Source organism: Actinoallomurus sp. NPDC052308, assembly GCF_040679195.1.
Lineage (GTDB): Bacteria > Actinomycetota > Actinomycetes > Streptosporangiales > Streptosporangiaceae > Actinoallomurus > Actinoallomurus liliacearum.
This window is the reverse complement of the sequence record NZ_JBFAUM010000029.1, coordinates 33191-56163: the sequence shown is the minus strand read 5'-3', so window position 1 is coordinate 56163 and position 22973 is coordinate 33191. Positions and strand designations below refer to the sequence as shown.

The following is a 22973-nucleotide window of genomic DNA, read 5'->3' as shown; positions in this document are numbered from 1 at the left end:
AGGCGGTCGATCTCGTCCGGGTCCCCGACCGCGGGGTTGAGGATGAGTTCGTCGGCTCAGATGTCGGCGAACGCGGCCACGGCGTCCTTGACCCGTCCCGGCCCGGAGGCCATGCCGTCGGTGATGAGGCGTGCCACCTCATCGCCCGTGCTCTGGTAGTAGTCCCAGACGTTGGCGTGGCCCTGCACGGTGTCGCCCAGCGCGGAGTAGGCGAGCGCGACCAGGTGGGGCGAGCCCTCGCGCCCGGCCGTCGCCCACGCGGCACGGACCGCGTCGAAGGCCGGCGCGACCAGGGGCGCCGGCACCGAGCCGCCGATGTAGCCGGCACCCCGGCGGGCTACCCGCTCGAACGAGGCCGAGAGAGGGGGCAAGTGCCCGGGCGATCCCGCCTGCCGTCCGACCGCCCGCAAGTGCGGCGTCACCGCCGGGCACACGCCGCTCCGGGCCGACCGTGTCCGGTGGCGGGCGCGGGGTCGGAGGCGGAGGCGCGAAACCGCGGAGCGGCCTTGCCAGGAGGCCGCAGACCGTGCCGAAGAGCATCGCGATCTGAAGGAGTACCCGGATATGCCGATCATGCCGCTCGACGAGCGCGGCATCGCCTGGGCGATCCAAGCGCGGCGACCAGCGACTTGACGCGAACTGGCATATTCGTGATTCCTTTTCTTCGTGTCGCCATCGAGCGAACGTCGATGTCCGTTCTACGTTGGCGCCCCATAATCCTGCAACGTCCCTCTTCAGGTCTCACCGTCATCGACGTCGTCACCGGCCGAGACCCGGGCGTGGACCGGCCTCCATTGTCCAGGCCGGCCCGCCGATCGGCGTATCGCCCGCGACGGAAGGTGACGGCGTTCGCCGCAGAGCCACAACGAAAACCAATCCCCTTTTCAGGGACTTCGATGACGTTCCGCCGGGCTGGGCTCTGCCCCTCGTACTACCGTCCGAACCGGCCGGTCAAATCGCGCGAAGCGATTTCCGCGTCGTCATCCAGGAGGAAGCCTTGCAGAACATCGTCATCCGAGAAAGCAGGCGTCATCACCGGCATCGCCGCCGCGGCGTTCTGCGTCGCCGACGCATCGAGCGCATCCGCCGACACGCCCCGTTACGGCGTCGTGTACCCCACGTACCGTGCCTGCGTTTACGCCGGAGACGTTTACGCCCGGAAGGGCATGCTCCACGGATTCTCCTGCCCGCAGGTGAAGGGGGTTACCAGCTGAACTGGTGGTGACGGAGGTTCGACATGAAGGTGTTCGTCACCGGGGCCAGCGGCGGGATCGGCTCCCTGCTCGTCCCCGAGCTGATCTCCGCCGGTCACGAGGTGCTGGGCCTGGCCCGCTCCGATGCCTCGGCACAGACCGTGACCGCCGCGGGAGCCGACGTGCTCCGCGGCGATCTCACCGACCCGGAAACCCTGCGCACCGGAGCCGCCGAGGCCGACGCGGTCGTCCACGTCGCCTTCAACCACTCCCCCGATCTCTGGCGGTCGGTCGCCGACGAGGCCCAGGCCGTCGAGACGTTCGGCGCCGCCCTGAAGGGGACCGGCAAGGCGCTGCTCATCGCCTCCGGCACACCGATCGTGCCCGGCCGCCTCGCGACCGAAGAGGATTCACCGTTCACCGGCGACCCCATGGCCGATACACCCCTGGGCAGGCGCGGGCACACCGCCCAGTACGCCCTCGGCCTGGCCGACAAGGGGGTCCGTTCGGTGGTCGTGCGTCTGCCCCGGTCGGTCCACTCGAAGGGCCACCGGTACGGACTCGCCTCAGGGCTCATCGCGGCCGCCCGCCGCACGGGCGTGTCCGGTTATGTGGGCGACGGCAGCCAGCGCTGGCCGGCCGTGCACCACCTCGATGCGGTCCGGCTGTTCAGACTGGCCCTGGAACAGGCCGAGCCGGGCACGGTGGTGCACGCGGTGGCCGATGAGGGCGATCCCATGCGCACCCTCGCCGAGGGGTCATCGGCCGCCGGCTCAGCCTGCCCGCCGAGTCGGTGCCGGCCGAGCACTTCGGCCCCGTCGGTGCCGTCTACGCCCTCGACCAGCCGGCCTCCAGCGAGCTGACCCGGAAGAAGTTCGGCTGGCAGCCCACCCACCCGAGCCTGCTCGCCGACCTGGAGGCCGGGAACTACCCGGAGTGAGACACGGCCCGGTGCTCATTCGGGTTGGTCGGACAGCTCGGCCGGAGCCTGCCGGGCCGTCTCCAAATCGGCCTGCGGCCGGGCCGGCCGGGTGCGTGAGCACGGCCTCGGCCACTTCGCCGCCGAGCGTCGGCGCGGGCGTGCGCCATGGCCGAGGCGGCGATGGGCCGGGGCGGACCTGTTCTGGTGCCTGATGGTCACGATGAACTGCGGGTACGCGCGGTCGGCGGCGGGCCCGCCGTAGGACACCGGGACGACGCCGTGCTCCCGCAGCCGACCTGCATTCGCCTGCCCGGCGATCCCGATGACAGTCGCACCTCTGCGCCGGGCCAACTGGGCGGCCGTGAGACCTACCCCACCAGACGCACCGGATATGACGACGACCTCACCCTCACCGGGCTCGACGGCCTGGACGCCGGCCAGGCCGGCCATGGGCGTGACGTAGAGAGAACCGGCCACGTCCCACGACAGCAACGCTGGTTTCGCGACCAGCTGTTCTGCGGGCACGGCGACGAACTCCGCGTGTGCCGACCAGTCTTGCGACCAGCCGAGCACGTCGTCACCGACCTTGACGTCGTGCACGTCCGCCCCGACGGCTGTGACCGTGCCGGCCAGGTCGCGGATAGGTACGTACGGCGATCCGTGTAGTGCGGACAAGGAGCCGGGGTTGATGCACGACGCCTGAACCCGCACCACTGCATGACCTGATGCAGCCTCGGGGGTGGGCATCTCGTCGATCCACAGCTGCTCGATACCGCCGAAACGGTCGTACCGGACTACGCGCATAGCAGGTCCTTTCCTGTGCGTCCCGCTCGTCAGGCGGCCGGTCGCGCCAGCGCATCCCGTGCGCTTCGTGGCTCGCGGGGGAGGAGTTGGCCGAGCAGGGGGTCGACCCCGGAGAAGTAGCCTTTCTCCGCGGCCTGGTACATGCTCAGAAGCAGGCGTGCCATGAACTCGGTGTTGCCCTGCTGGACCTGCGCCGCGATCCATTCCTCCGGGTCGACGACGTCATAGTCGATCTTCCTCCCGCTGAGGTCCGAGGCGATGGCCGCGATGTCGTGGAACGTCGGCGCAGCGCCGGCGGTCAGGACCGTCGGGCCGTCGAAGGTGCGATCCGAGGTGAGGATGATGGCGGCAGCTTCCGCGGCGTCCTCTCGTGCGGTCCACGAGATCGGCCCGTCGGCGGGAACGGTGATCACACCGGTCTCACGCCACGGCCCCGCCAGCCACTTCAGGCTGTGGGCGTAGAAGCCGTTGCGCAGCGCCGTCCACGCGACCCCCGACTCGGCGAGGACCTGCTCGGTTGCGGCGTGCCCGCGGGAGGTCACCATGGGGCTGTCGGCCGCCGCACCTTGGTGGCTGGTGTAGAAGATGCGGCCGACACCGACCTCGACGGCTGCCTCGATCGCCGCGCGGTGCAGGCTGACAGCATCGGCGTTCGGGTCGTTGGACGAGACCAGGAGAAGCTTGTCGGCACCGCGGAAGGCGTCGGGCAACGTGTCCGGTCGTGCGTAGTCCCCCTGGCGGACCTCGACCCCGAGGTCCGCGAACCGTGCGGCTTTGGCCACGTCGCGGGTGACGACGGCGAAGTCGCCAGCGGGAACCCGCTGGAGGAGATGGCCGGCGGTGGCCCCGTTGAGCGCACCGGTGGCACCGGTAACGACGATCATGATCAGGTCTCTTTCCTAAGTGGGTGCTTCGTGCCGGGCCGTGTGCTCAGGCGTCGGGTCGGTGGTGGACGCTGGGCATCACCAGTGGTTCGCCGGTCGGCCTCCGGCGGGTGAGGCGTTGTAGGGGTAGTCGGTCGAATAGAGCATGCGTTCGACACCGACCATGTCTGCTGTCCATCGCAGGTAACGGTCGCTGGCCGTGCCGCTGCCCGCGGCCCAGAAGTTCTCGCGGTAGTGGTCGATCAGGGGTCGTTGCAGGCGGGCCATCGCCGCCAGGTTGCCGGTGTGGTCGGCGCCCGCTGCGGCCCAGGCGTTCAGTACCGGGTCGAGAGGGATGTGCTCCTCGACCGCCACGATCTTGATCGTCTCCGTCATCGAGTGTTCCCTTCCTGCGCTGTGACGTGTTCGGCCCGCGCCGGTGCGTGCGTCGGCGTTCACTGGCGCCGTAGCAGGGGCAGGAGGATGTCGTCGACGAGGTGATCGAGGAAGGCGCGGTCGCATGACTGCCCGGCGACGACGAGCCGGTGCACGATGACGGCCGGGGCGATCTCGGCGAACAGTTCGGCCGCGCCGGGCACCAACCGCTCACCGCTTTCGAGGGCGTTGCGGAACGGTTCCTCGGTCATCGCCGCCTCATCCCGGCGACGGATCCGTCGCATCTCCGCGGCGAGGCCGGGGTCGCTGCGCATGCCGGTGAACAGGGCGCTGAGCAGCCCGATCTCCTGCTCGGCGATCTGGTCGGCCAGCCACTGCACGGTCACCAGCAGTGCCGCACGCAGATCGCCCGGTGGGGTGGCCGGGGGGGTTCCCGGAGCGCGGTGTTCGACCGCCGCGGCCACCAGCGCGGCCTTGCCCGGATAGCGCCGGTAGACCGTCGGCTTGCCGACCCCGGCCCGGGCCGCGACCGCATCGATCGTCAGCTGGTCGTATCCGACCTCGGTCAGCACCAGCAGCGTCGCCTCAAGGATCGCGACGTCACGTGCGGCGTCCCGAGGCCTGCCGCGCGCCGGCGCGGGCCTGCGCCCATCCGACACCGTCCACCCCCTCCGATTAACGAAACGAAACTGGCACGTAACATAATAGTGGGATGGGTGGGCGTCCAGTCGAGCCCCGCACTCACCGGTTCAAGACGGCCAGTGGCGTCTGGTGAGTCGGCCGATTGATCACACCGCTGCCGCTCGTTACAGAGAGGAAGATTCAGGCCTCTCGAAACGACCATTGGTGTTCGACTCAGGTGACGAGGTTGAGACCCGAACAGGGACGTTGTAGGACCGTCGGCGCCAATGTAAAAACCGTCGTGTACGCGGTCCGCCCGGGTGACCAGCAAGGAGGTGGAAGATCCCGTGGCGTTGACCACCGACAGGCACCGGACCCGCGCTAGCACAGGAGGCGCATGGTGGAACTGGATCTTTAACTGATGATGGTGCTCCGGGTAGACAGGTTCTTGCCGGCGTCGGCGCACGTGGGCACGGTCGTGGAGACGGCGCCGCGCACGTCGTCGGGCGGCAGGGAACGCGACGGACTCGATGCCGATGGTGCGGTCCAGTAGTCCCGAGAGTTGCCCGGGCGGGTTCTCGTCGTCGCACAGGTTCGTGGGCGCGTGGGCGCCACCGAACCGTGGCTTCAGCCCGTCGGAGGCGACGGCGAAGACGCCGGGTGAAGAACCGCGCGTACTCGGTGGCGTATACGGCGTTGATCTCGCGGGCGGCGTCGACCAGACCGCATCGACTCACGGAGCGGTCCAGCAGGTTCGACGTCAGAGGGTCCTAGTTCGGTCTCGTTCGATCGAAATATTGCAATTTCGATCAAATTTGGTCATGCTGAGCTCCCCGTCAGAGCCTCCGGGCGGGCAGATTGGAGTCCCTCGTGTACGCGCCGCGATCATCTCGGCCGGCCCGCCCACGCGGCCCCGCCGCCATCGCCATCGCCCGGGCGTTGCCCGCCGCCCTCGCCGTACCGGCCCGAGCGGAGCGGCACGTTCGCCCCATGTCGCACCATCACACGTTCGCCATGCCGCCGTCCTGGCACCGGCTGGTTCTCCACGGCGCGGAACCGACGAAGGGACTCGTTCGATGCCTCGTCAGGTGACTTCGGGCAGAAGTGGATCAGTGGCCGTCGACCGTCGTCTGCTCGCTCGCCTCGCCGCGCTCACGGCGTTCGTGCTGCTCGCGTTGTGCGGTGGGACCGGTCTGGCGAGTGCGGCCGGTGAGCCGGTCGCGGGTGCGTCACAGGCCGGTGCGGTGTACCCGTCGGTGGGCGCGGGGACGCACTTCCTGGACGACGCCTCCTACCTCTCCGGCTTCAGCGACCCGGGCTGGTACCAGGCGAACATCCCTTTCGTGGACCTGCCGGACGCCACTATGCAGAGCGTCTATTACTACCGGTGGCGGGTGTGGAAGGAGCATCTGCGCTACACCGACCCGGCGGACGGCTGGATCTCCACGGAGTTCCTGGACTGCTGCGGCTACGCGGCTCCGTATCAGGCGATCAACGCGGCGGCCGGCCACCAGATCACCGAGGGGCGCTGGGTGCGCGACCAGAGCTATGAGGACGACTACGTCCGGTTCTGGCTCACCGGTCCCGGCGCGGGTGCCAAGCCGGCCACCGACGACGTCAACGCCGACACCGGCGACTGGGCGCACGAGTACAGCGTGTGGCTGGCCACGGCGGCGTACCAACAGGCCCAGGTGACCGGGGACTTCGCCCGGCTGCGCACCCTGCTGCCGGCGCTGGTGCGCCAATACCGGGGCTGGGACAAGCAGTTCGACGCGGAACTCGGCCTGTACTGGTCGGTGCCGGTGTGGGACGCGATGGAGTTCTCCGCCTCTTCGTATGAGTCGAGTGACCCGTACCACGGCGGCGCGGGCTACCGGCCGACGCTGAACTCGTACCAGTACGGCGACGCCGAGGCCATCAGCCACGTCGCACGCCTGATCGGGGACGACACGCTCGCCCGGGAGTACGCCACGCGGGCCGCGAAACTGAAGGCGGCGATGCAGAAGTGGCTGTGGGATCCGAGCCGCGGCTTCTACTACACCATGGCGCGGGACGCCAATCCCGACCACAAGCTGTCCGGCTCGCGCGAGGAGATCGGCTACATTCCCTGGATGTTCGGCGCCGCCCAGCCCGGCGACAGCGGCGCGTGGTCGCAGCTGTTGGACCCGCAGGGCTTCGCGAGCGCCTACGGCCCGACGACCACGGAGCGCCGCAGCCCACTCTTCATGAAGGACGCGGCCTCCTGCTGCCGCTGGGATGGCCCGAGCTGGCCTTTCGCCACCGCGCAGACGCTGACAGGTCTGGCGAACCTGCTGGACGACTACCCGGCTCAGACCACGATCACCAAGAACGACTACACGGCGGCGCTGGCCACGTACGCCAGGACGCAGACGAAGAACGGCAAGCCGTACGTGGCCGAGGCGCACGACCCCGACCACGACTCGTGGATCTACGACGGTCACGACCACAGCGAGGACTACAACCACTCTGCCTTCGACGACCTGGTGTTGTCCGGACTCATCGGCCTGCGGCCGCAGTCGGGGGACACGCTCAAGGTGCAGCCGCTCGTGCCCGCCTCCTGGGATCACTTCGCCGCGGAGAACGTGCCGTACCACGGCCACAACGTCACCGTGCTGTGGGACCGCGACGGCAGCCATTACCAGCAGGGCGCAGGGATGAGGATCTACCTCGACGGCCGACTCGTGCAGCAGCCCGCGGCGCTGCGCAACACCACCGTGCACATCGGCGGCACGATCGTCGCCCGGCCGAACGACCTCGTCGATGACGCCGCCAACCCACTGCGCACCGGCTACCCCAAGCCCATCGCGTCCTACACCTGGCAGTACGACGACGCCTGGAACGCGATCGATGGCAAGGTCTGGTACGACGAGGTCCCCGAGAACACCCGCTGGACCAACTACGCCTCACCGAACAGCAGCGACTACTACGGCGTCGACTTCGGCGCTCCCACATCCGTCGGCGACGTCCGCTGGTACGGCTACGACGACGGTGGAGGGGTCAAACCGGCCGCCGACTACCGCCTTCAATACTGGGACGGCACTGTCTGGCAGGACGTCCCGAACCAGAGCCGCGACTCGGTCCGGCCGGTGGGCAACGGCTTGAACCGCATCACCTTCCCGGCCCTGACCACCAGCAAGGTCCGGCTGCTGTTCACCAACCCGTCCGGCGCCTTCGTCGGCGTGAGCGAGTTCGAGGCGTGGGCGCCCTCCAGCCCTGACGCGAACGTCACCGTGGGACCCGTCAACGCGAGCGGCCTGGTCACCGTCAAACCGGCGACACCGATCAGCGTCACCGTGCGCAACACGACCCACCACCCGCTCACCGTCCCTCACGTCAGCCTCGGCCTGCCCGGCGGCTGGTCCGCCGACACGGTCGAACACCCCTCAGCGGCGATACCGCCTGGCAGGTCGGCCGTGTGGACCTACACGGTGCACCCCCCCTCCGGAGCCGAACCGGGCAGCGCGGCCGCCCTCACCGCGACCGCCTCCTACCGCCCGGCGGGCGGCACGTCGCGGTCGACCCACAGGCTGCAGAACCTGCGGATCGCCTACCCGCCCGGCCGGCAGGACCCGGTCGGCACATGGAGCCTCGACGAGGGGACCGGCGGTGTCGCACACGACAGCACCGGCTCCCATGACGCCAACGTGATCGGCTCGCCCGCCTGGGTGCCCGGCATCTCCGGCACCGCTCTGCAATTCGACGGCTCCGGTCAGTACGCACAGACCAGCGGGCCGGTACTGGACACCACCGGTAGCTTCTCCGTCAGCGCGTGGGTGCGGCTGGACCGCACCGGCTCCTTCGCCACCGCCGTCAGCCAGGACGGCGCCGTCAGCAGCGGCTTCTACCTGCAGTACTCCGCCGCCGACAACCGCCTCGCCTTCTCTACCAGCGAAGGCCGCGCGCTGTCCGACCAGCCGCCGGTCACCGGCCGCTGGTGCCAGGTGGTGGGCGTGCACGACGCGGACGCAGGCACCTACACCCTCTACGTCGACGGCGTGGCGCAGTCGACGGTGTGGAGCCAACCGACCGGCGACGCCGGGGATGGCCCACTGGCCATCGGCCGTGCCTTCTCCGGCGGACGCAACAGCGACTTCTGGCCGGGCAGCGTCGACCAGGTCCAGGTCTGGAACAGGGCGCTGACGGCCGCGGACGTCGCCAAGCACTACCGCCCGCTCACCTGACCGCACCACGGGCCGTGCCCCCGCGCGGACCAGGAAGGGAAGGACTGGGTCGGTCGGTGCTCGATCGGCCCGGTCCCTGCGCCCGCGGACCTCCGCGGAGATCACCCCCCTAATCCCCGCCACCTGGAGAACCTGTTGTGACCATGCACAGAGCCAGCAGGGCGGCGGCGGTCGCCACCGCGCTGATCGCCGTGGCCGGTACGTCCGGCATAGCCGCCGCTGCCGGCGCGACCACGCCGCCGGCTCGGACCTCCCGTGCCTCCGCCGCCTCCGACCCATGGATACTGACCAACACCGACTACGGCGCTCAGGACATCACCAAAACCCCTTTTGTCGGCAATGGATACCTCGGCCAGCGGCTGCCCACCATCGGCCAGGGCTACCAGGGCGACCTCGGGCCCGCCGGCTACCAACTGGACCAGCGGCCCAAGCAGCGCCTGACGACCTCGATGGTGGCCGGCCTCTACAACAGGGGTCTATCGCCCTCCGTTCCCGGCGTCGAGTACATGGCCTCGCTGCCCACCTGGACGACCATGGAACTCGGCGTGGGCGACCAGCACCTGAACGCCGGCGCCGCCTCGAACACGATCAGTGGCTACCAACAGCACCTGGACCTCGGACACGCCACCGTCACCACCTCGATGCGCTGGACGCCCGGAGACGGGAAGGTCACCGACGTTCGGGTGGATGTGCTCGCCAACCGCTCCCTGGAACACCTGGGGCAGGTCCGACTCACCGTCACCCCGCAGTGGAGCGGGGACCTCTCACTCAACGCGCTGCTGGACGGCGGAAGCGCCCAGGGCATCAACGCCCTCTCGCGTGCCGTGGATACCCGCGGTGACATCGCGACCGTCCAGCTCAGTACCCCCGGTAACGACACCCGCGTAGTGGAGACCCAGCGTCTGATCGCCGGGTCGGGAACCCCCATCGCCGCCCGGCAGGCCGCCGAGCCGGCCGACAACACCGCGACCACCGGCGAGAGCTGGACCATCCCCGTCAAAGCGGGTAACACCTACACCGTCACGAAGTACGTCGGTATCGCCACCTCGGGCGACTCTGGCGATCCGGCGACCGTCGCGGCGAACACGGTGGCCGACGCGGCCGGCCAGGGCTGGGCGCGGCTGACCGCCCGGCACGATGCCGCCTGGGCGAAGCTCTGGAAGCCCAACATCCGGGCGGCCGGTGACACCGATCTGCAGGCCGACATCAACATGTCGTACTACACGCTGTACTCCAGCGTCCGCGCCGGCTCCTCGTGGAGCATCCCACCGTCCGGACTGACCAGCCAGGACTACAACGGTGACATCTTCTGGGACGCCGACACCTGGATGTTCCCCTCGCTGCTCGCCCTCCACCCGGAACTGGCCAAGTCCATCGTCATGTTCCGCTCCCGGACCCGCGCCCAGGCCGAGAAGAACGCCGCAGCCAACGGCTACGACGGCGGCATCTGGGCGTGGGACAACGGCCCAGGCGGCGACTGCGGCGACCTCGGCCATCCGATGTGCGTGGGCTTCGAGGACCATCTGGAAAGCGACCTCGCGCTCGCGCAGTGGCAGTACTACGAGGCCACCGGCGACAAGGCCTGGCTGAAGAAGTACGGCTACCCGGTCCTGAAGGACGTGGCCGAGTTCTGGGCCTCCCGCGCCAAGAAGGGCGCCGACGGCGAGTACCACATCAACGGCGTCACCGGCCCCGACGAGTACCACGAACACGTCAACGACAACGCCACCACCAACGCGGGCGCGATCGTCTCGCTCAAGAACGCCATCGCGGCCGCGCGGATTGTCGGCGCGACACCCGGCAAGACCTGGGCCGACACCGCGGACCGGATCTACGTGCCGACCGACCCCGACGGCAGCCACCCGGAGTACGCCGGCTACACGGACCAGACCACGAAACAGGCCGACACGGTGATGCTCACCTACCCGCTCGGCTACGTCACCGACTCCGCATCGGCCGCCGCCGACCTCGACCGCTACATGCCCGTCACGGATGTGAACGGCCCGGCGATGACCAACTCCGTCGAATCCATCGTCGCCGCTCAGGTCCGGCAGCCCGGCTGCCTCGACTACACCCTCTTCCAGGACGCCTACCAGCCCTATCTGCAGGGCCCCTACCACCAGTTCGCAGAGACTCAGGGACAGATGCCACTCCAGGGCGGCGGCGGAGGCCCGGCCTTCACCTTCGCGACCGGCGCGGGCGGGTTCCTGCAGATCTTCTTTCACGGCTTCGGCGGTCTACGGTTGGCCCCTGACGCTCTGGCACTCGCTCCCACCCTGCCCCCGCAGCTCGCGAAGGGCATCACGCTCGACGGCATCCGGTACCGGGCCAGTACGCTCACCGTCGCGATCGGGGCGCAGCGCACCATGGTGACACTCGACTCCGGGCCCCAGGTGTCGATCAGCACGCCCGACGGCAAGCACTCTCTCACCCGAGGCCGACCCCTGACCTTGAAGACCGCACGCCCCGACCAGGACCCGACCGATGATCTAGCCCGCTGCCAGTCCGCCTCGGCCGACTCCGCCCAGCCCGCGATGCTCCCCGCCGGAGCCGTGGACGGCAACGACACCACCACCTGGACCGCCACGGGCACTACCTCCACCTTCGACCTCGCTCTGGCCGGCCGCAGCCAGACGAGCCGCGCCCACGTACGGTGGGGCACCACGCGCCCGGCCGACTACACCGTCGCTATCCAGGACGGCTCCGGCGGCTGGCGACAGGTCGCCCAGGGCGCAGTCCCACCGCAGGGCGACCTCAACGTCCACTGGGACCCCGCCGAGACCACCGGCCTGCGCCTTGGGTTCAGCGGCGGAGACCCGGCGGCGATCGCGTCACTGAACGTGCCCCGCGCCGAGGCCGCAGACGTCACCGGCGTGCTCACCGCCCCCCCGGCCGTCGCCCCTGGCACAGCGAGCACGGTGCGGCTCGCCCTGACCTCGGACGGCGGCAGTGACGCCCACAACGTGACGAGTCACCTCCAGGTGCCGGCGGACTGGCAGGTCACGCCCGATCCAAAGGCCGTCTCCATCCCGAAGGGCGGCCAGACCGTGGTGCAGTGGACGGTGACCCCGCCCGCGGACCAAGCCACCACGGCAGGCGCACTCACCGCCACCACCAGCTGGGACGGCGTCGCGGCGCGGGACTCCAGCACCACGGCCACCCTGCTGCCGGTGATGAAGCCGGTCGGCCTGGGCACGGTGGAGGCCGAAGACGGCGCCTTGAGCGGCGGCGCTCAACTCGCCGCCGACCACGGCGGTTACACCGGCCGGGGATTCGTCGCAGGGCTCTACCCCGGGGCCGCCGACACCGTCCTCGTCCACGTGCCGACCGGCGGCAGCCACTCCGTCACCCTCCGGTATGCCAACTCGCTGGGCGGCCGGCGGCCACCGCTGGAGAACGTCACCCGCACGATCAGTCTCGTGGCGGGCGGCGTGAACCACCAGGTGTCGCTGCCGGTTACCGGAAGCTGGGACATTTGGGCGGCGGTGTCCGTGCAGGTGGATCTGCCGGCCGGCGATGATCCCGTCACCTTGTACGTCGGGCCGAATGACTCGGGCAGCGTCAACGCGGACAGCCTCACGATCAACTGAGGTCTGCCGGCTCCCGCGGCAATACCGCGGGAGCCGGGAACAGCAGGTCTCCCGTTGAAGCGCTCCGGGGCCGCCGGCGGCTCCATCGACCCCGGAGACGGACTACCCGCTGGGGTCGGGTTCGCCGAATCGCAAGGTCAGGCCGCAGACCACGGCGCCTGCAGCGATCGCCCTGGTGGCCTCCATCGCGGAATCCCCACGGACACCCACAGCAGCAAAGGAGACGTCACCCGGCAGAGGTGACTCCCGACCCCATTGACGATCACGGACCTGCGTCGAGTCCAACACCACCACGCACGGAGCGACCTGGCTCTCGGGCCCGGCGCGGCGGTTCCCCGCGAGAAGCAGCCCAACGACCCGTCGACTCCGACACGCTGACGCACCAACCTTGCGCACCCGGTTACCGCACCCCAGCCCCTGCCACGCCTTAGGGTGCGGTCACGTCCACGCGGGTGGTGTATGAGCCAGGCTTCGCGTGATCCTGTTTCTGCAGGTTAAGCGGTGATCGCTTGGGTGGCCGGGTTCTCGTCCGGCGTTCCGCCGGGCAGGAGTCGCAGGCGGGTTTTGGCGAGGAATTCCAGGCCCATGTAGCGGCGGGCTTCGGTCCATTCGTCGGTCTGTTCCATCAGCACCGCGCCGACCAGCCGGATGATCGCGGCCCGGTCGGGGAAGATCCCGACCACGTCGGTGCGCCGCCGGATCTCTCGTCGCGTCGCGAACGCTGAGCCCAGACTGGATCCGCCCCCCCCGCGGCCGGTGCTCCTCGGCCGGCGCAGCACTGGGCCGGTGACGCCCGGTCGAGGTGACGCAGACCAATCGCAACCGTTAGTAGTCATCTCACTTCTAAGAGTGATATTCATGAGGGGTCGGATACTCCCCGAGACGCCCCGGAAGGGGGCCCGTGATCATGAATGATCTTCAGAACATGGCCGGTACTCGTGCGACCTTCACCATCACCCCGTACCAGAACACGCGGGAGAACGTGGATGGCTGCGCCTGGTACGGAACGGCGCCGTTCTGTGCCGGGTCCTGCCCGACCGGAACGCGCGAGGTCCGCCGGGACCAGTGCGGCGACGGCGCCTGCTGCTTGACGGGATACAAGGTACTCTGCTGCTCGTAACGCAGCAGAACGGGCACGCCAACTCTCACGGGCGGACCGTTGTCGCCCTGCCCATGAGAGTCGGCGTGCCATGCCACACCCACCGCCTGCCGGGTCATCCCCTCTGCCGTCCCTACCTTGATCATGGGTTGCTCGGGCCGTCGTAGGGTTCAGGCTCCCGGGGGTGCCGGGTGTGGCTTTCTGCCGTCTGCCGCTGATGGCTCGGGACGATTGGCCGCCCGGTGCCCCGCGACGACCCGGCCGCTGATTGAGAATTGCGAACCGTCGCTGTGTAGGGATGCGCCGGCGAGGTCGTCTGCGGGAACAGGCCAATGGTCGAGCCAGGGAGACGACATTGCAGCAGGTGTGGGCCGGTGTGGACATCGGCAAGACCCACCACCACGCGGTGGTGATCGACCCGGACGCTCCCGCCCCCAGAGCATGGGGACTACGAGCCCATCCCGGCCCCGCCGCAGCACCACACCATCCTGACTGCAACCGGACCACATCCAAATTGGGTGGCTTCGCGACATCGACGGCGGGAGCATATTAGAGACGAAAGGAAGCTCTTTGACGCCGGACACCCCTCCCTACGACGAGACCCTCCAGCAGTTGGCCGACGAGCGACCGCGTCTGGCCGCCATCCTGCAGACGGCCGAGAACCGACGCGCCCGACAGGCAGCGGCGCTTCGCCGCGGCAAACGCCTCCACGGCGTCGACGAACTGCTGACACGGCTCGACGGTCTGGCCGAAACCTTCCGCTCAGACCCGAACCTGGCGAAGCTCACCTTCCTTATCCGGCGATGCATCGCTGACTTCGAGAGCGCCGCCGAAACGACCCTGTCGGGGTACATCGCGCTCGCCCACGACGCGATGCGCGATGTCATGGAAATCGAATATCTGATCCGTGACTTCGTTCATCACCCGGACAACATCGACGCCTGGCTGACCGCTGACGATCGGACCCTTCGCCGGGAGTTCAGCGCAGTGAGGGTCCGCGAACGCCTTCATGCTGCTCAAGACCCCTCGTTCAAGACGAGCGCCGAGTCGATGGACTATCGAGGCCACAGCCAGTCGCTTCATGTCCGCCCACGCTCGATCTTCCTGCCCCAGAACGGATACCTCGACCCGAAGCACGACCCCGGAGGGTTCGGCAGCGACAGCGGCTACTGGGAGATCTTCGAGCACGCCCGACGCCTTCTCGACGCTCTGTGTAGTCTCACCGGCAAGCTGGCTCCCGGATCCGCTGCTGATCGACTCGCGAACGAGGGCACGCCCGCCGTCAAAGAAGCGTGGCAGCGCACCCAGCAGACGCAGACCGTCTTCATGGCGTTGATCGAGGCCGCAAGCGAGACCCAACGGAACTCCGTGGACGGAGACCAACCCAAGCTCAGCGTGACCTGACCGACCCGGAACGCGCCGCCTCAACCGACCTCGGCGGCGGCTGCGACCCGCGTGGCCTCCCCGCCTGCGACGGCAACCATCCCATCCGGGCCTGGCAGCCACATCCACAGGCGCCGGCCCGGCCGCGCCGCGCCCGGACGCGGCGACCAACGCGCGCCGGCCTCGCAGATGCCCATGCCCGCTCCCGAGCCCGAGCCACCCGGACCGCTCGACACGGAGTCGCAGCTGTGCGCCGTCCCAAGGCCCGTCCACGACGAGTGCGCATCCATTCCGTCGCGCCAGCGTCGTCAACCGTCGGGCCGTTCTCGGGGGCGGCGGCTCCGGCGGCCGCACCAGCACCAGCGCGCACGCGTCCGTCAGCGCGGCGACCACGTCGGCCCACCGCCGGCCGGGGTTATCGACGAGCAGTACCCGCTCCGGATCCAGACCGCCGTCTTGGCCGCCCATCGCCGCGGCGGCGTTCACGTTCGCCTCCGGCACACCGACGAGTCCGCACCACTGCTCGCCAAGACCGGCGGTCAGCGTGAGTGCCAACGTCACCGACTCCTCCACGCACGTGACCGAGCCAGGACGCAGCCCCCTCGCGGGAATCAAATCGTGCAACACCGGCAGCACGGGCACGAGCGCAAGATCCGCCAGGGGAGACATGCCCTTGGTGACGTCCGGCAGCTCCATAACCATGCATCATCGAACAAAAGTTCGATCCGCTGCAAGGTGACGCCTCGCAGCGGATCTCCGAGTCGGTTACGTCGGTGTGGCTGGATCAACCCACCTTCGCTGTCGCGCGACGAGTGAGTTCGACCGCCGTGTCCACGTCCTGCAACGTCTGACGGCGCAGAGCGACATGGAACTCTCCGGCCGGATCATCCACCCGCTTACGCTCGACACGCGGCCCCTGGTCCGCGACGTCCTCATGCTGGAGGCGGAAATCGACGCGCGCTCGATGGATGTAGGCCACCGCGCCCGTCCACCCCTGCCCGGACTTTACGATCGCCAGATACTTGCTACGGCCATCCGGCGTCTGCTTTGAGCGGCGTATATCCGCGCGCACACCGACCTCGACGAGCAAGTGCCGATCCTGCTGAAGCTGTTCCGCCGCCTCGTCGACTACTTCACCCTCGGCGCCGGGAACGCCTCCCTCGATGGGTTCCGCGACTTCCTGGCCAACCGCGGCGACCGCCTCATCATCATCCCGGATACCCATGTCACCGGGTTCGACACCGTGGTGGAGGTAACCGGCGGGCGGACCGTACGGCTCACCCACCCGCCGGAGGACTTGGTCTTCATCGAAGCCTGAACCCAGCGAGCCGGCCCGGCCGGGAGCATGCCAGCGAACCCGCCGAAACACGGCTCGCCGATGGGCGTGCTGTCCCCGGCTGACAGGCGCGCGTCAGGTACCGAAGGCCTGATTGCTCCTTGGCTGCGCGGGCGTGTGATTCTCCGGCAGGTCGGTTGGGGCGGCGATTTCAGCCTGCCGCCCCAACCGCAACATCCGGGCTCTGCATAGGGCCGACGCAGGACGCCGGTCATCTGCGCTCGCGGGAGTCCTCCGTCCCGGTAGCTTTCAACACGTTGCGTTCACGCGCTGATCCGGTGACGTCGTTGACGTTGGCTGCAGCGAGTGCGGCGGCTCGCTGGGCTCGTACGTCCGCGATCCGAATTACGGCCCCGCTGGTGGTCGTGACCTGGAGTTTGACGTGGGCGGCCTGACCGCGTTCAACGCGTTGTTGGATGGCCTGGTAGCTGCAGCCCATGATCCGGCCCATCTCGGCGAGGGAGTAGGGCTGCCAGTCCTTGTTCTTGGCTGTGTAGATGCCGCGGTTGATGTTGTCTGTGACGGCCTGCTGGATGGCCGGTATGTGGGCGAGCATGGCCGGGTCGTCGGCGATCCGGTCGCCGAGGCTTTTCAGAACGCGCAGCACGAACGCGGCGTACTCGCTGGTTTCGGTGGCGCGGACAGTTCGCCGTGGAGTGCGGCGTTCCCTATCGGGGTTCGGGTTTGTCATTATTCTCCAGGTCCTTCTACTGTGACCATGCCCTTGGGGTGGCTAAGGGAGAGGTTGTTTTCGCGTATGCGCGCCTGACCCCCGGCCGATAAAGAAACCGACATTCGATGTAAATCGGGGACTATACGGATGCGGGGTCAGCGGCGCGTCAGCGCTTGCGGAGTCGAGCTGAGACGTCAAGCAGGCGACGGGGCGTCGGTGTTCGTTTCTCAGTCAGGGTTCTTGAACCGTCGCTCGGCTTTCTCTCCGTCGCTGCGCCGCCAGGTGAGGTCAGCGATAAGGGGTTGCAGGTCTCTGATGTGTGCTGGTGTGAGACGTTCCTCCGCATAGCGTGCGGTGGCTCCGGTCAGACGTGCGTGGCCGAGGAGTAGCTTCATCTGATCGGCGGTCGCGCCGCGGTCCTGGACGGCTTGGGAGAACCCGCGGCGGAGCGCGTGCGGGGTGATGTGGACGTTATAGCCATCTTCGGCCAGAGCAAGAGCTCGCGCGTCTTTGAGGCCGTCGTGGATAATGTCGTAGTAGATCCGATGCCTTTCTCGCTGAGGAACAGCCACTCGTCCGGCTTGCGGCCCTCGGTACGGCGGGTCAGCATGGCGATCAGCGGATCTTCTTCGGAGGCGGGCAGGGGAGAGTCGCGGAAGCTGGCGTCGGACTTGCCGCGGTCGACGGCGACCTCAACGCCTGATGTGGCTTCCCGCTCGACCGCCCTGATGGTCAGTTTCCGCAGGAGCAGGCGAACGGAGGAGACCTTCAGACAGGAGCCCTCTTGCCAGCGGTGCCCCGTGCCGTAGAGCAGGACGGCGAAGTCACCGACAAGTTCGGAGACGCCGTAGCAGTGCTCGAGGTACATCGGGGCGTCGGCGAGCTCGAGCGTGGGCTGCATGACGGGCTTTGCATTGATCAGTTTGGCCACGGCCCGGCATGGGTTGGCACGCACCCGCCATTCACGGTCGATGGCGTAGTCGAAGATCGGTGACATCAGCCCGCTGACTAGACGAGCGCGGGTGCTGGGCGCGAGCTTGGACCTGATCGCCACACTCTCGACGTGCTCGACCAGTATCTCCCCGATGTCCATGGCGCCGATGACGGGATAGACGTGGTTCTTCAGCTGGCCGCGAAAGCGCTGCACGTAGCCGGGCGTTGCATCCAGTGCGTCGAGGTAGCGTTCGGCGACCGTGCGGAAGCTGCGATCTTCCTCCGAAGTGGCAGCGGCCTTGCGCTTGGCCTCGCGAGCCTTCTTGCCGTACAGCTTGCTCTGGTCGGGGGGGTCGTTGTAGTCGCCGGCGACCAGGTCCGTCGCGAACCGCAACACCTCGGCCCTGTCAGTGTCGGTGAAGCTCTTGGTGCCGCGGTCCCAGCGCACCTTGTACCGCTGGGGCAGCCGCTTGGTCGCTTTCAGCGTCTCGATCCTGGGAATACCCTTGTGGCGCATGGCGGTCCTCCTCGTCCAGGTTCGCCCAGCCTTAGGCGTACAAAGTGATGTACGCGCGTGTTGTCAGCTGAGCGTTATGCCTGGCTAAGGGCCTAAAGCAGGAGTCTCCCCCCGATCCCCGGCCGCGCGGCCCTGACCGGCGAAAACACCGGCTTCGGTCAATAGGCGGATCCCTGGTTGGCCGAGTCGATCTTGTGAGCCGGTCATCGATGCAGGTCGGAGCACCTGCGTAGGGTGGAGTCCTGGCAGACGACCGGCGCCTGCAGCTCGGCGACCCACTCGTCCGGATTCTTCGAGGAGTTGAGTGTGACCTCCCGCGCGTGCCCGTCGAATCGGTAGCCGTGCGCGTCGATCCAGCGGACCAGTTGCTGGCTGGTGCTCAAGAAGCCATGGATCATGCCGCGGTGCACGATCGTGGCGGCGCGCTCGACGGGGGGCAGCGAGACGACCTGGAAGTCCGGGCCCCCGGTGACTCCTGGGGGAACGGGGAGGCCGGCGTGCACGACGATCCCGTAGTCGCCTTCGCCAGGGGTCTCGAAGTAGGCGGTGCGGGGGCCGGTCGGAGCGATTCCGGCAGAGTCGAGCCGTCGGCACAGCTCGTCGAACAGCCCGCCGATGAGCGGGCCGGTGTCGTCGGGGCTGAAGCTTGCAGCCGTTCCGCTCAGCTCGGCCAGGCGGATGGCGGGCAGTTGCCTGATGACGACGTCTTCCTGCGGCATGGAACTCTCGTTCTCGATCGATCGGAGCCTCGCCTCGACACGTCCGTGCCTGGCGAAGTCTCCGATGGTGAACATGACGCTCTCGAGTGTCGGCCCTCACGCTGTGGCAGGGTCAAGGAGCGGCTTGGGCCGTTGGATGGGTCTCCACCCTGCTCGCGCTCATCGGCACGGTGCTTCCGATCGGCGCGGCCCTGCGAGCCCGTGCCGTGGAGCTGGTCGGCACCCGCGAGTGATGCAGGCAGCCGACCCCGGACGCACGCCCCCGCACGTGCTCACGCGGTCGTGAACCACCTGGTGGACGCCGTACCCTCGGGACGCGGCGTGCTGTGATGTATCCGCCCGGACCCAACAGCGACTCAGGGCGTCGCGCAGTTCGGCGGCGGTTTGGAAGCCGATAGCGGGCGTTCCTGGAGCGCGTGGTCGATGACCTCGGCGATCGCCCGGGGAATGCCGGGATCGTGGCGGCGGATCGGGGTCGCCGGCGTTTCCAGGACGACCCGCCAGGGATCCTCGCCGCGCGGGAACTCCCGAGGCCAGTGCCCGGTTGTGACCTGGTACAGGCACGCGGCGAGCGCCCAGGTGTCCACTGCGGGAGAGGCCGCGCGGAAGTTGATCACCTGCTGACGCGGGACGTACCACGGCTTGCCCGCGACCGTGCCGGTGCGGGTGAGGCCGCTCAACCCCGCCTGGTCGAAAGCCTTCGCGAGACCGAAGTCGTCTCCCCGCTTGCCCAGCAGGACGCCGTAGCGGTTCATCGCGGTCACGTTCCCCGCCTCGGCGGCGGCGCGGAAAAGCCTCTCCGCCTCGGCGACATCGCCCTGCTCGGCGCGCTCGACCCCGGAGCGCACCATCTCGTCAGGTGTCACGATCGTCAATCTAACAGACGAAGATGTCTGTTAGATGATGTCGAGGTGTCCGTACCGTGGGCAGGATCGACCGCGCCGGCCGTGGCCGGCGCGGTCCGGTGTCAGGCGTCGGGCCAGTCGACGGAGAGGTACTGCGTCTCGGTGAACTCCTGCAGGCCGTCGCGGGCGCCCTCGCGGCCGAGGCCGCTCTGTTTGACGCCGCCGAACGGCGCGGACGGGTCGGAGACGAGGCCGCGGTTGACGCCGACCATGCCCGCGTCGAACGCCTCGCCGAGCCGTATGGCGTGCTGCAGGTCGCCGGCGTAGACATAGGCGGCCAGGCCCATCTCGGAATCGTTGACCATCCGCAGCAGTTCCTCCTCATCCTCCCAGGTCACCACGGGTGCGACCGGGCCGAAGATCTCCTGCTGGACGATCTCGGCGTCGGCGGGAACGTCGGCGAGCACCATCGGCGGGAAGAAATGGCCCTTGCCGTCGGCGGGAGGCTCGGCGCGCGCCACGATCCGTGCGCCGGCGGCGAGGGCCGACTCGACGAGCGCCGTGACGCCGTCGACGGCTTTGGCGCTGATCAGCGGGCCGATCTCCGTCCGCGGGTCCGAGGACGGTCCCACCTTCAGCGCCGCGACCCGTTCGCCGAGCCGGGCGAGGAACTCCTCGGCCACGTCGGCATGGACGTAGAACCGGTTGGCCGCGGTGCAGGCCTGCCCGCCGTTGCGGAATTTCGCGATCATCGCGCCGGAGACGGCGGCGTCGAGATCTGCGTTCGCGGTCACCACGAAGGGCGCGTTGCCGCCCAGCTCCATCGAGGCGTTCACCACCCGGTCGGCCGCCTGGCGCAGCAGCACGCGCCCGACCTGCGTCGAGCCCGTGAAGGAGAGCTTGCGCACGCGGGCGTCCTCAAGCCAGGTCGTCACGACCGCGGCCGCGTCGGTGGTGGTCACGATGTTGACCACGCCGTCGGGGACACCGGCCTCGGACAGCAGGCGCCCGATCGCGAGGGCGGTCAGCGGCGTCTCGGCGGCGGGCTTGAGGACGACCGTGCAGCCCGCCGCCAGCGCCGGCCCGATCTTGCGGGTGGCCATGGCCGCGGGGAAGTTCCAGGGGGTCACGAGCGCGGCGACGCCGACCGGGCGCTGCGTCACCACCGTACGGGTGCCGCCCGCCGGGGACGGACCGTAGCCGCCGGCGGGACGCACGGCCTCTTCGGCGTACCACCGGAAGAACTCGGCCGCGTAGGCGACCTCACCTCTGGCGTCGGCCGCCGACTTGCCGTTCTCCGAGACGATGAGCCCGGCCAGTTCCTCCTGGTCGCGCATCATCAGGTCGAACACGCGGTGCAGGATCTCCGAGCGGCGGCGTGCCGGGGTGCGCGCCCACTCCCGGGCCGCCGCGGCGGCGGCGTCGACGGCGGCGGTGGCCTCGGCCGGGCCGCCGTCGGCGACCGTGGCGACGACCCGGCCGGTCGCCGGATCCTCGACGTCGAACTCCTTCATGGTGGACTCCCTCAGCTCTCGGCGAAGGCGCGGGTCAGCACCTCGATCGCGTCTTCGAGCAGCTCATCGCTGATGGACAGGGGCGGCAGGAAGCGCAGCACGTTGCCGTAGGTGCCGCAGGTCAGCACGATCACGCCCTGCCGGTGGGCGGCGGCCGAGACCGCACGGGCGAGCTCGGGGTCGGGTTCGTCCCCACCGGGGCGCACGAGCTCGAACGCGAGCATCGCGCCCCGGCCGCGTACGTCCCCGATGCGGGGATCGTCCTTCCGCAGCCGGAGCAGCCGGTCCTTCATCAGCATCTCGATCTTGCGCGCGCGGTCGACGAGCCCTTCGGATTCGATCGTCTCGATGGCCGCGAGCGCGGCGGCGCAGGCGAGCGGGTTGCCGCCGTAGGTGCCGCCCAGGCCGCCCGCGTGCACGGCGTCCATGATCTCGGCGCGGCCGGTGACGGCAGACAGGGGCAGGCCGCCGGCGATGCCCTTCGCGCTGACGACGAGGTCGGGGACGAGGCCTTCATGTTCGCTCGCGAAGAAGGCGCCGGTGCGGGCGAACCCGCTCTGCACCTCGTCGGCGATGAACACGACGCCGTTCGCGCGGCACCACTCGGCCAGCGCGGGCAGGAACCCCGGGGCTGGGACGATGAACCCGCCCTCGCCCTGGATCGGCTCGATCACGAGGGCGGCGGGCGTGCCGACCTGCTTCTCGATCACGTCGATGGCGCGGCGGGCCGCGGCGGGTCCGTCCAGGCCGTCGCGGTAGGGGTAGGACAACGGCGCGCGGTAGACCTCCGGCGCGAAGGGGCCGAAGCCCTGCTTGTACGGCATGGACTTGGCCGTGAGCGCCATCGTGAGGTTCGTACGGCCGTGATAGGCGTGGTCGAAGGCCACGACGGCCTGGCGTCCCGTCGCGACGCGGGCGATCTTGATCGCGTTCTCGACGGCCTCCGCGCCCGAGTTGAACAGCACCGAGCGTTTCTCATGGGTGCCCGGGGTGAGCCGGTTGAGCCGCTCGGCGACCGCGACATAGCCCTCGTACGGGGTCACCATGAAACAGGTGTGGGTGAACGCCTCGGCCTGCTCGCGCACCGCGTCGACGACGCGGGGGGCGCTCGCGCCGACCGTCGTCACCGCGATGCCGGAGCCGAGGTCGATCAGCACGTTACCGTCGACGTCCTCGACCACACCGCCGCCGGCGCGTACGGCGAACACCGGCATGGTCGTGCCGACTCCGCGCGCGACGGCCTCCTGCTTGCGCGCCATGAGGTCACGGGAGCGCGGTCCCGGAATCTCGGTCTCCAGGTGACGGACCTGGGTCAATGCGGTCGAAAGCGTCATGCGTCCATGGTCGGAGCGCGCACCGTATG

General features: G+C 69.1%; 20 protein-coding genes and 1 pseudogene. 6 read left to right on the top strand and 15 right to left on the bottom strand.

Going from position 1 to position 22973, the window contains the following annotated elements:
• Positions 1-56: 56 nt before the first annotated feature.
• Positions 57-371: a hypothetical protein gene (locus tag AB0L00_RS38535; RefSeq protein ID WP_364442455.1), complete on the bottom strand. Its 315-nt coding sequence runs from the start codon at positions 369-371 to the stop codon at positions 57-59.
• A 560-nt stretch (positions 372-931) separates the two neighbouring features.
• Positions 932-1093 (bottom strand): hypothetical protein, encoded by a 162-nt coding sequence (locus AB0L00_RS38530; protein ID WP_364442454.1) that lies wholly within the window; start codon positions 1091-1093, stop codon positions 932-934.
• A 144-nt stretch (positions 1094-1237) separates the two neighbouring features.
• Here AB0L00_RS38530 and AB0L00_RS38525 point away from each other — a divergent pair, with 144 nt between their 5' ends.
• Positions 1238-2056, top strand: a complete 819-nt coding sequence (locus tag AB0L00_RS38525; protein ID WP_364442453.1) for an NAD-dependent epimerase/dehydratase family protein — start codon at positions 1238-1240, stop codon at positions 2054-2056.
• A gap of 92 nt (positions 2057-2148) precedes the next feature.
• Here the strand turns inward: AB0L00_RS38525 and AB0L00_RS38520 are convergent, their stop codons facing one another.
• The 4 genes from AB0L00_RS38520 to AB0L00_RS38505 form a co-directional block, all read right to left on the bottom strand.
• The gene (locus tag AB0L00_RS38520; protein ID WP_364442451.1) at positions 2149-2919 is read right to left on the bottom strand and encodes a hypothetical protein; all 771 of its coding nucleotides are present in this window, start codon (positions 2917-2919) and stop codon (positions 2149-2151) included.
• Between the two features lie 29 nt (positions 2920-2948).
• On the bottom strand, positions 2949-3803 hold the full coding sequence (locus AB0L00_RS38515) for an NmrA family NAD(P)-binding protein (protein ID WP_364442450.1): 855 nt from the start codon (positions 3801-3803) through the stop codon (positions 2949-2951).
• A 78-nt stretch (positions 3804-3881) separates the two neighbouring features.
• Positions 3882-4178 carry a hypothetical protein gene (locus tag AB0L00_RS38510; protein WP_364442448.1) on the bottom strand — a complete coding sequence of 99 codons (297 nt, stop codon included), beginning with the start codon at positions 4176-4178 and terminating at the stop codon, positions 3882-3884.
• A 59-nt stretch (positions 4179-4237) separates the two neighbouring features.
• Positions 4238-4837, bottom strand: a complete 600-nt coding sequence (locus AB0L00_RS38505; protein ID WP_364442447.1) for a TetR/AcrR family transcriptional regulator — start codon at positions 4835-4837, stop codon at positions 4238-4240.
• A gap of 1074 nt (positions 4838-5911) precedes the next feature.
• Here AB0L00_RS38505 and AB0L00_RS38500 point away from each other — a divergent pair.
• Entirely contained in the window at positions 5912-9001 is a 3090-nt protein-coding gene (locus tag AB0L00_RS38500) for a LamG-like jellyroll fold domain-containing protein (protein ID WP_364442445.1), read from the top strand.
• A gap of 143 nt (positions 9002-9144) precedes the next feature.
• Positions 9145-12591, top strand: a complete 3447-nt coding sequence (locus AB0L00_RS38495) for an NEW3 domain-containing protein (protein ID WP_364442493.1) — start codon at positions 9145-9147, stop codon at positions 12589-12591.
• 494 nt (positions 12592-13085) lie between these two features.
• Here the strand turns inward: AB0L00_RS38495 and AB0L00_RS38490 are convergent.
• Positions 13086-13298, bottom strand: a pseudogene (locus AB0L00_RS38490) (transposase); the annotation flags it as partial.
• 211 nt (positions 13299-13509) lie between these two features.
• Entirely contained in the window at positions 13510-13740 is a 231-nt protein-coding gene (locus AB0L00_RS38485) for a hypothetical protein (protein ID WP_364442444.1), read from the bottom strand.
• Positions 13741-14260: 520 nt separating this feature from the next.
• Between AB0L00_RS38485 and AB0L00_RS38480 the strand changes: the two genes are divergently transcribed.
• A complete protein-coding gene (locus AB0L00_RS38480; protein ID WP_364442443.1) occupies positions 14261-15094 on the top strand; it encodes a hypothetical protein in 834 nt (277 codons plus the stop codon).
• Positions 15095-15857: 763 nt separating this feature from the next.
• On the opposite strand, the gene AB0L00_RS38475 is transcribed toward AB0L00_RS38480, so the two are convergent.
• Positions 15858-16163: a hypothetical protein gene (locus AB0L00_RS38475; protein ID WP_364442442.1), complete on the bottom strand. Its 306-nt coding sequence runs from the start codon at positions 16161-16163 to the stop codon at positions 15858-15860.
• On the opposite strand from AB0L00_RS38475, the gene AB0L00_RS38470 reads away from it, so the two are divergent.
• Entirely contained in the window at positions 16164-16391 is a 228-nt protein-coding gene (locus tag AB0L00_RS38470; protein WP_364442441.1) for a hypothetical protein, read from the top strand.
• Between the two features lie 229 nt (positions 16392-16620).
• Here the strand turns inward: AB0L00_RS38470 and AB0L00_RS38465 are convergent, their stop codons facing one another.
• The 3 genes from AB0L00_RS38465 to AB0L00_RS38455 all read right to left on the bottom strand — a co-directional run bounded on the left by AB0L00_RS38465 (position 16621) and on the right by AB0L00_RS38455 (position 19251).
• Complete coding sequence (locus AB0L00_RS38465; protein WP_364442440.1) at positions 16621-17100, bottom strand: hypothetical protein; 480 nt, start codon at positions 17098-17100, stop codon at positions 16621-16623.
• Between the two features lie 373 nt (positions 17101-17473).
• The gene (locus AB0L00_RS38460; protein WP_364442438.1) at positions 17474-18532 is read right to left on the bottom strand and encodes a hypothetical protein; all 1059 of its coding nucleotides are present in this window, start codon (positions 18530-18532) and stop codon (positions 17474-17476) included.
• A gap of 203 nt (positions 18533-18735) precedes the next feature.
• Entirely contained in the window at positions 18736-19251 is a 516-nt protein-coding gene (locus AB0L00_RS38455) for a GyrI-like domain-containing protein (RefSeq protein WP_364442436.1), read from the bottom strand.
• Positions 19252-19337: 86 nt separating this feature from the next.
• Here AB0L00_RS38455 and AB0L00_RS38450 point away from each other — a divergent pair, with 86 nt between their 5' ends.
• Entirely contained in the window at positions 19338-19484 is a 147-nt protein-coding gene (locus AB0L00_RS38450; protein WP_364442434.1) for a hypothetical protein, read from the top strand.
• A gap of 123 nt (positions 19485-19607) precedes the next feature.
• Here AB0L00_RS38450 and AB0L00_RS38445 read toward each other — a convergent pair whose 3' ends face one another.
• From AB0L00_RS38445 to gabT, 3 genes are all read right to left on the bottom strand, one after another.
• Positions 19608-20117, bottom strand: coding sequence for a hypothetical protein (locus AB0L00_RS38445; RefSeq protein ID WP_364442433.1), 510 nt, complete (start codon positions 20115-20117; stop codon positions 19608-19610).
• A gap of 101 nt (positions 20118-20218) precedes the next feature.
• Positions 20219-21610: an NAD-dependent succinate-semialdehyde dehydrogenase gene (locus AB0L00_RS38440; RefSeq protein WP_364442432.1), complete on the bottom strand. Its 1392-nt coding sequence runs from the start codon at positions 21608-21610 to the stop codon at positions 20219-20221.
• Positions 21611-21621: 11 nt separating this feature from the next.
• Positions 21622-22944, bottom strand: a complete 1323-nt coding sequence (gene gabT, locus AB0L00_RS38435) for a 4-aminobutyrate--2-oxoglutarate transaminase (protein WP_364442430.1) — start codon at positions 22942-22944, stop codon at positions 21622-21624.
• Positions 22945-22973 lie beyond the last annotated feature (29 nt).

What these genes read in the sequence shown, in the direction of transcription:
- AB0L00_RS38455 (WP_364442436.1), bottom strand. Translation starts at nt 19,251, where the DNA reads ATGCCGCAGGAAGACGTCGTCATCAGGCAACTGCCCGCCATCCGCCTG.
- AB0L00_RS38495 (WP_364442493.1), top strand. Translation starts at nt 9,145, where the DNA reads ATGCACAGAGCCAGCAGGGCGGCGGCGGTCGCCACCGCGCTGATCGCC.
- gabT (WP_364442430.1), bottom strand. Translation starts at nt 22,944, where the DNA reads ATGACGCTTTCGACCGCATTGACCCAGGTCCGTCACCTGGAGACCGAG.
- AB0L00_RS38460 (WP_364442438.1), bottom strand. Translation starts at nt 18,532, where the DNA reads ATGCGCCACAAGGGTATTCCCAGGATCGAGACGCTGAAAGCGACCAAG.
- AB0L00_RS38520 (WP_364442451.1), bottom strand. Translation starts at nt 2,919, where the DNA reads ATGCGCGTAGTCCGGTACGACCGTTTCGGCGGTATCGAGCAGCTGTGG.
- AB0L00_RS38440 (WP_364442432.1), bottom strand. Translation starts at nt 21,610, where the DNA reads ATGAAGGAGTTCGACGTCGAGGATCCGGCGACCGGCCGGGTCGTCGCC.
- AB0L00_RS38515 (WP_364442450.1), bottom strand. Translation starts at nt 3,803, where the DNA reads ATGATCGTCGTTACCGGTGCCACCGGTGCGCTCAACGGGGCCACCGCC.
- AB0L00_RS38465 (WP_364442440.1), bottom strand. Translation starts at nt 17,100, where the DNA reads ATGACAAACCCGAACCCCGATAGGGAACGCCGCACTCCACGGCGAACT.
- AB0L00_RS38510 (WP_364442448.1), bottom strand. Translation starts at nt 4,178, where the DNA reads ATGACGGAGACGATCAAGATCGTGGCGGTCGAGGAGCACATCCCTCTC.
- AB0L00_RS38525 (WP_364442453.1), top strand. Translation starts at nt 1,238, where the DNA reads ATGAAGGTGTTCGTCACCGGGGCCAGCGGCGGGATCGGCTCCCTGCTC.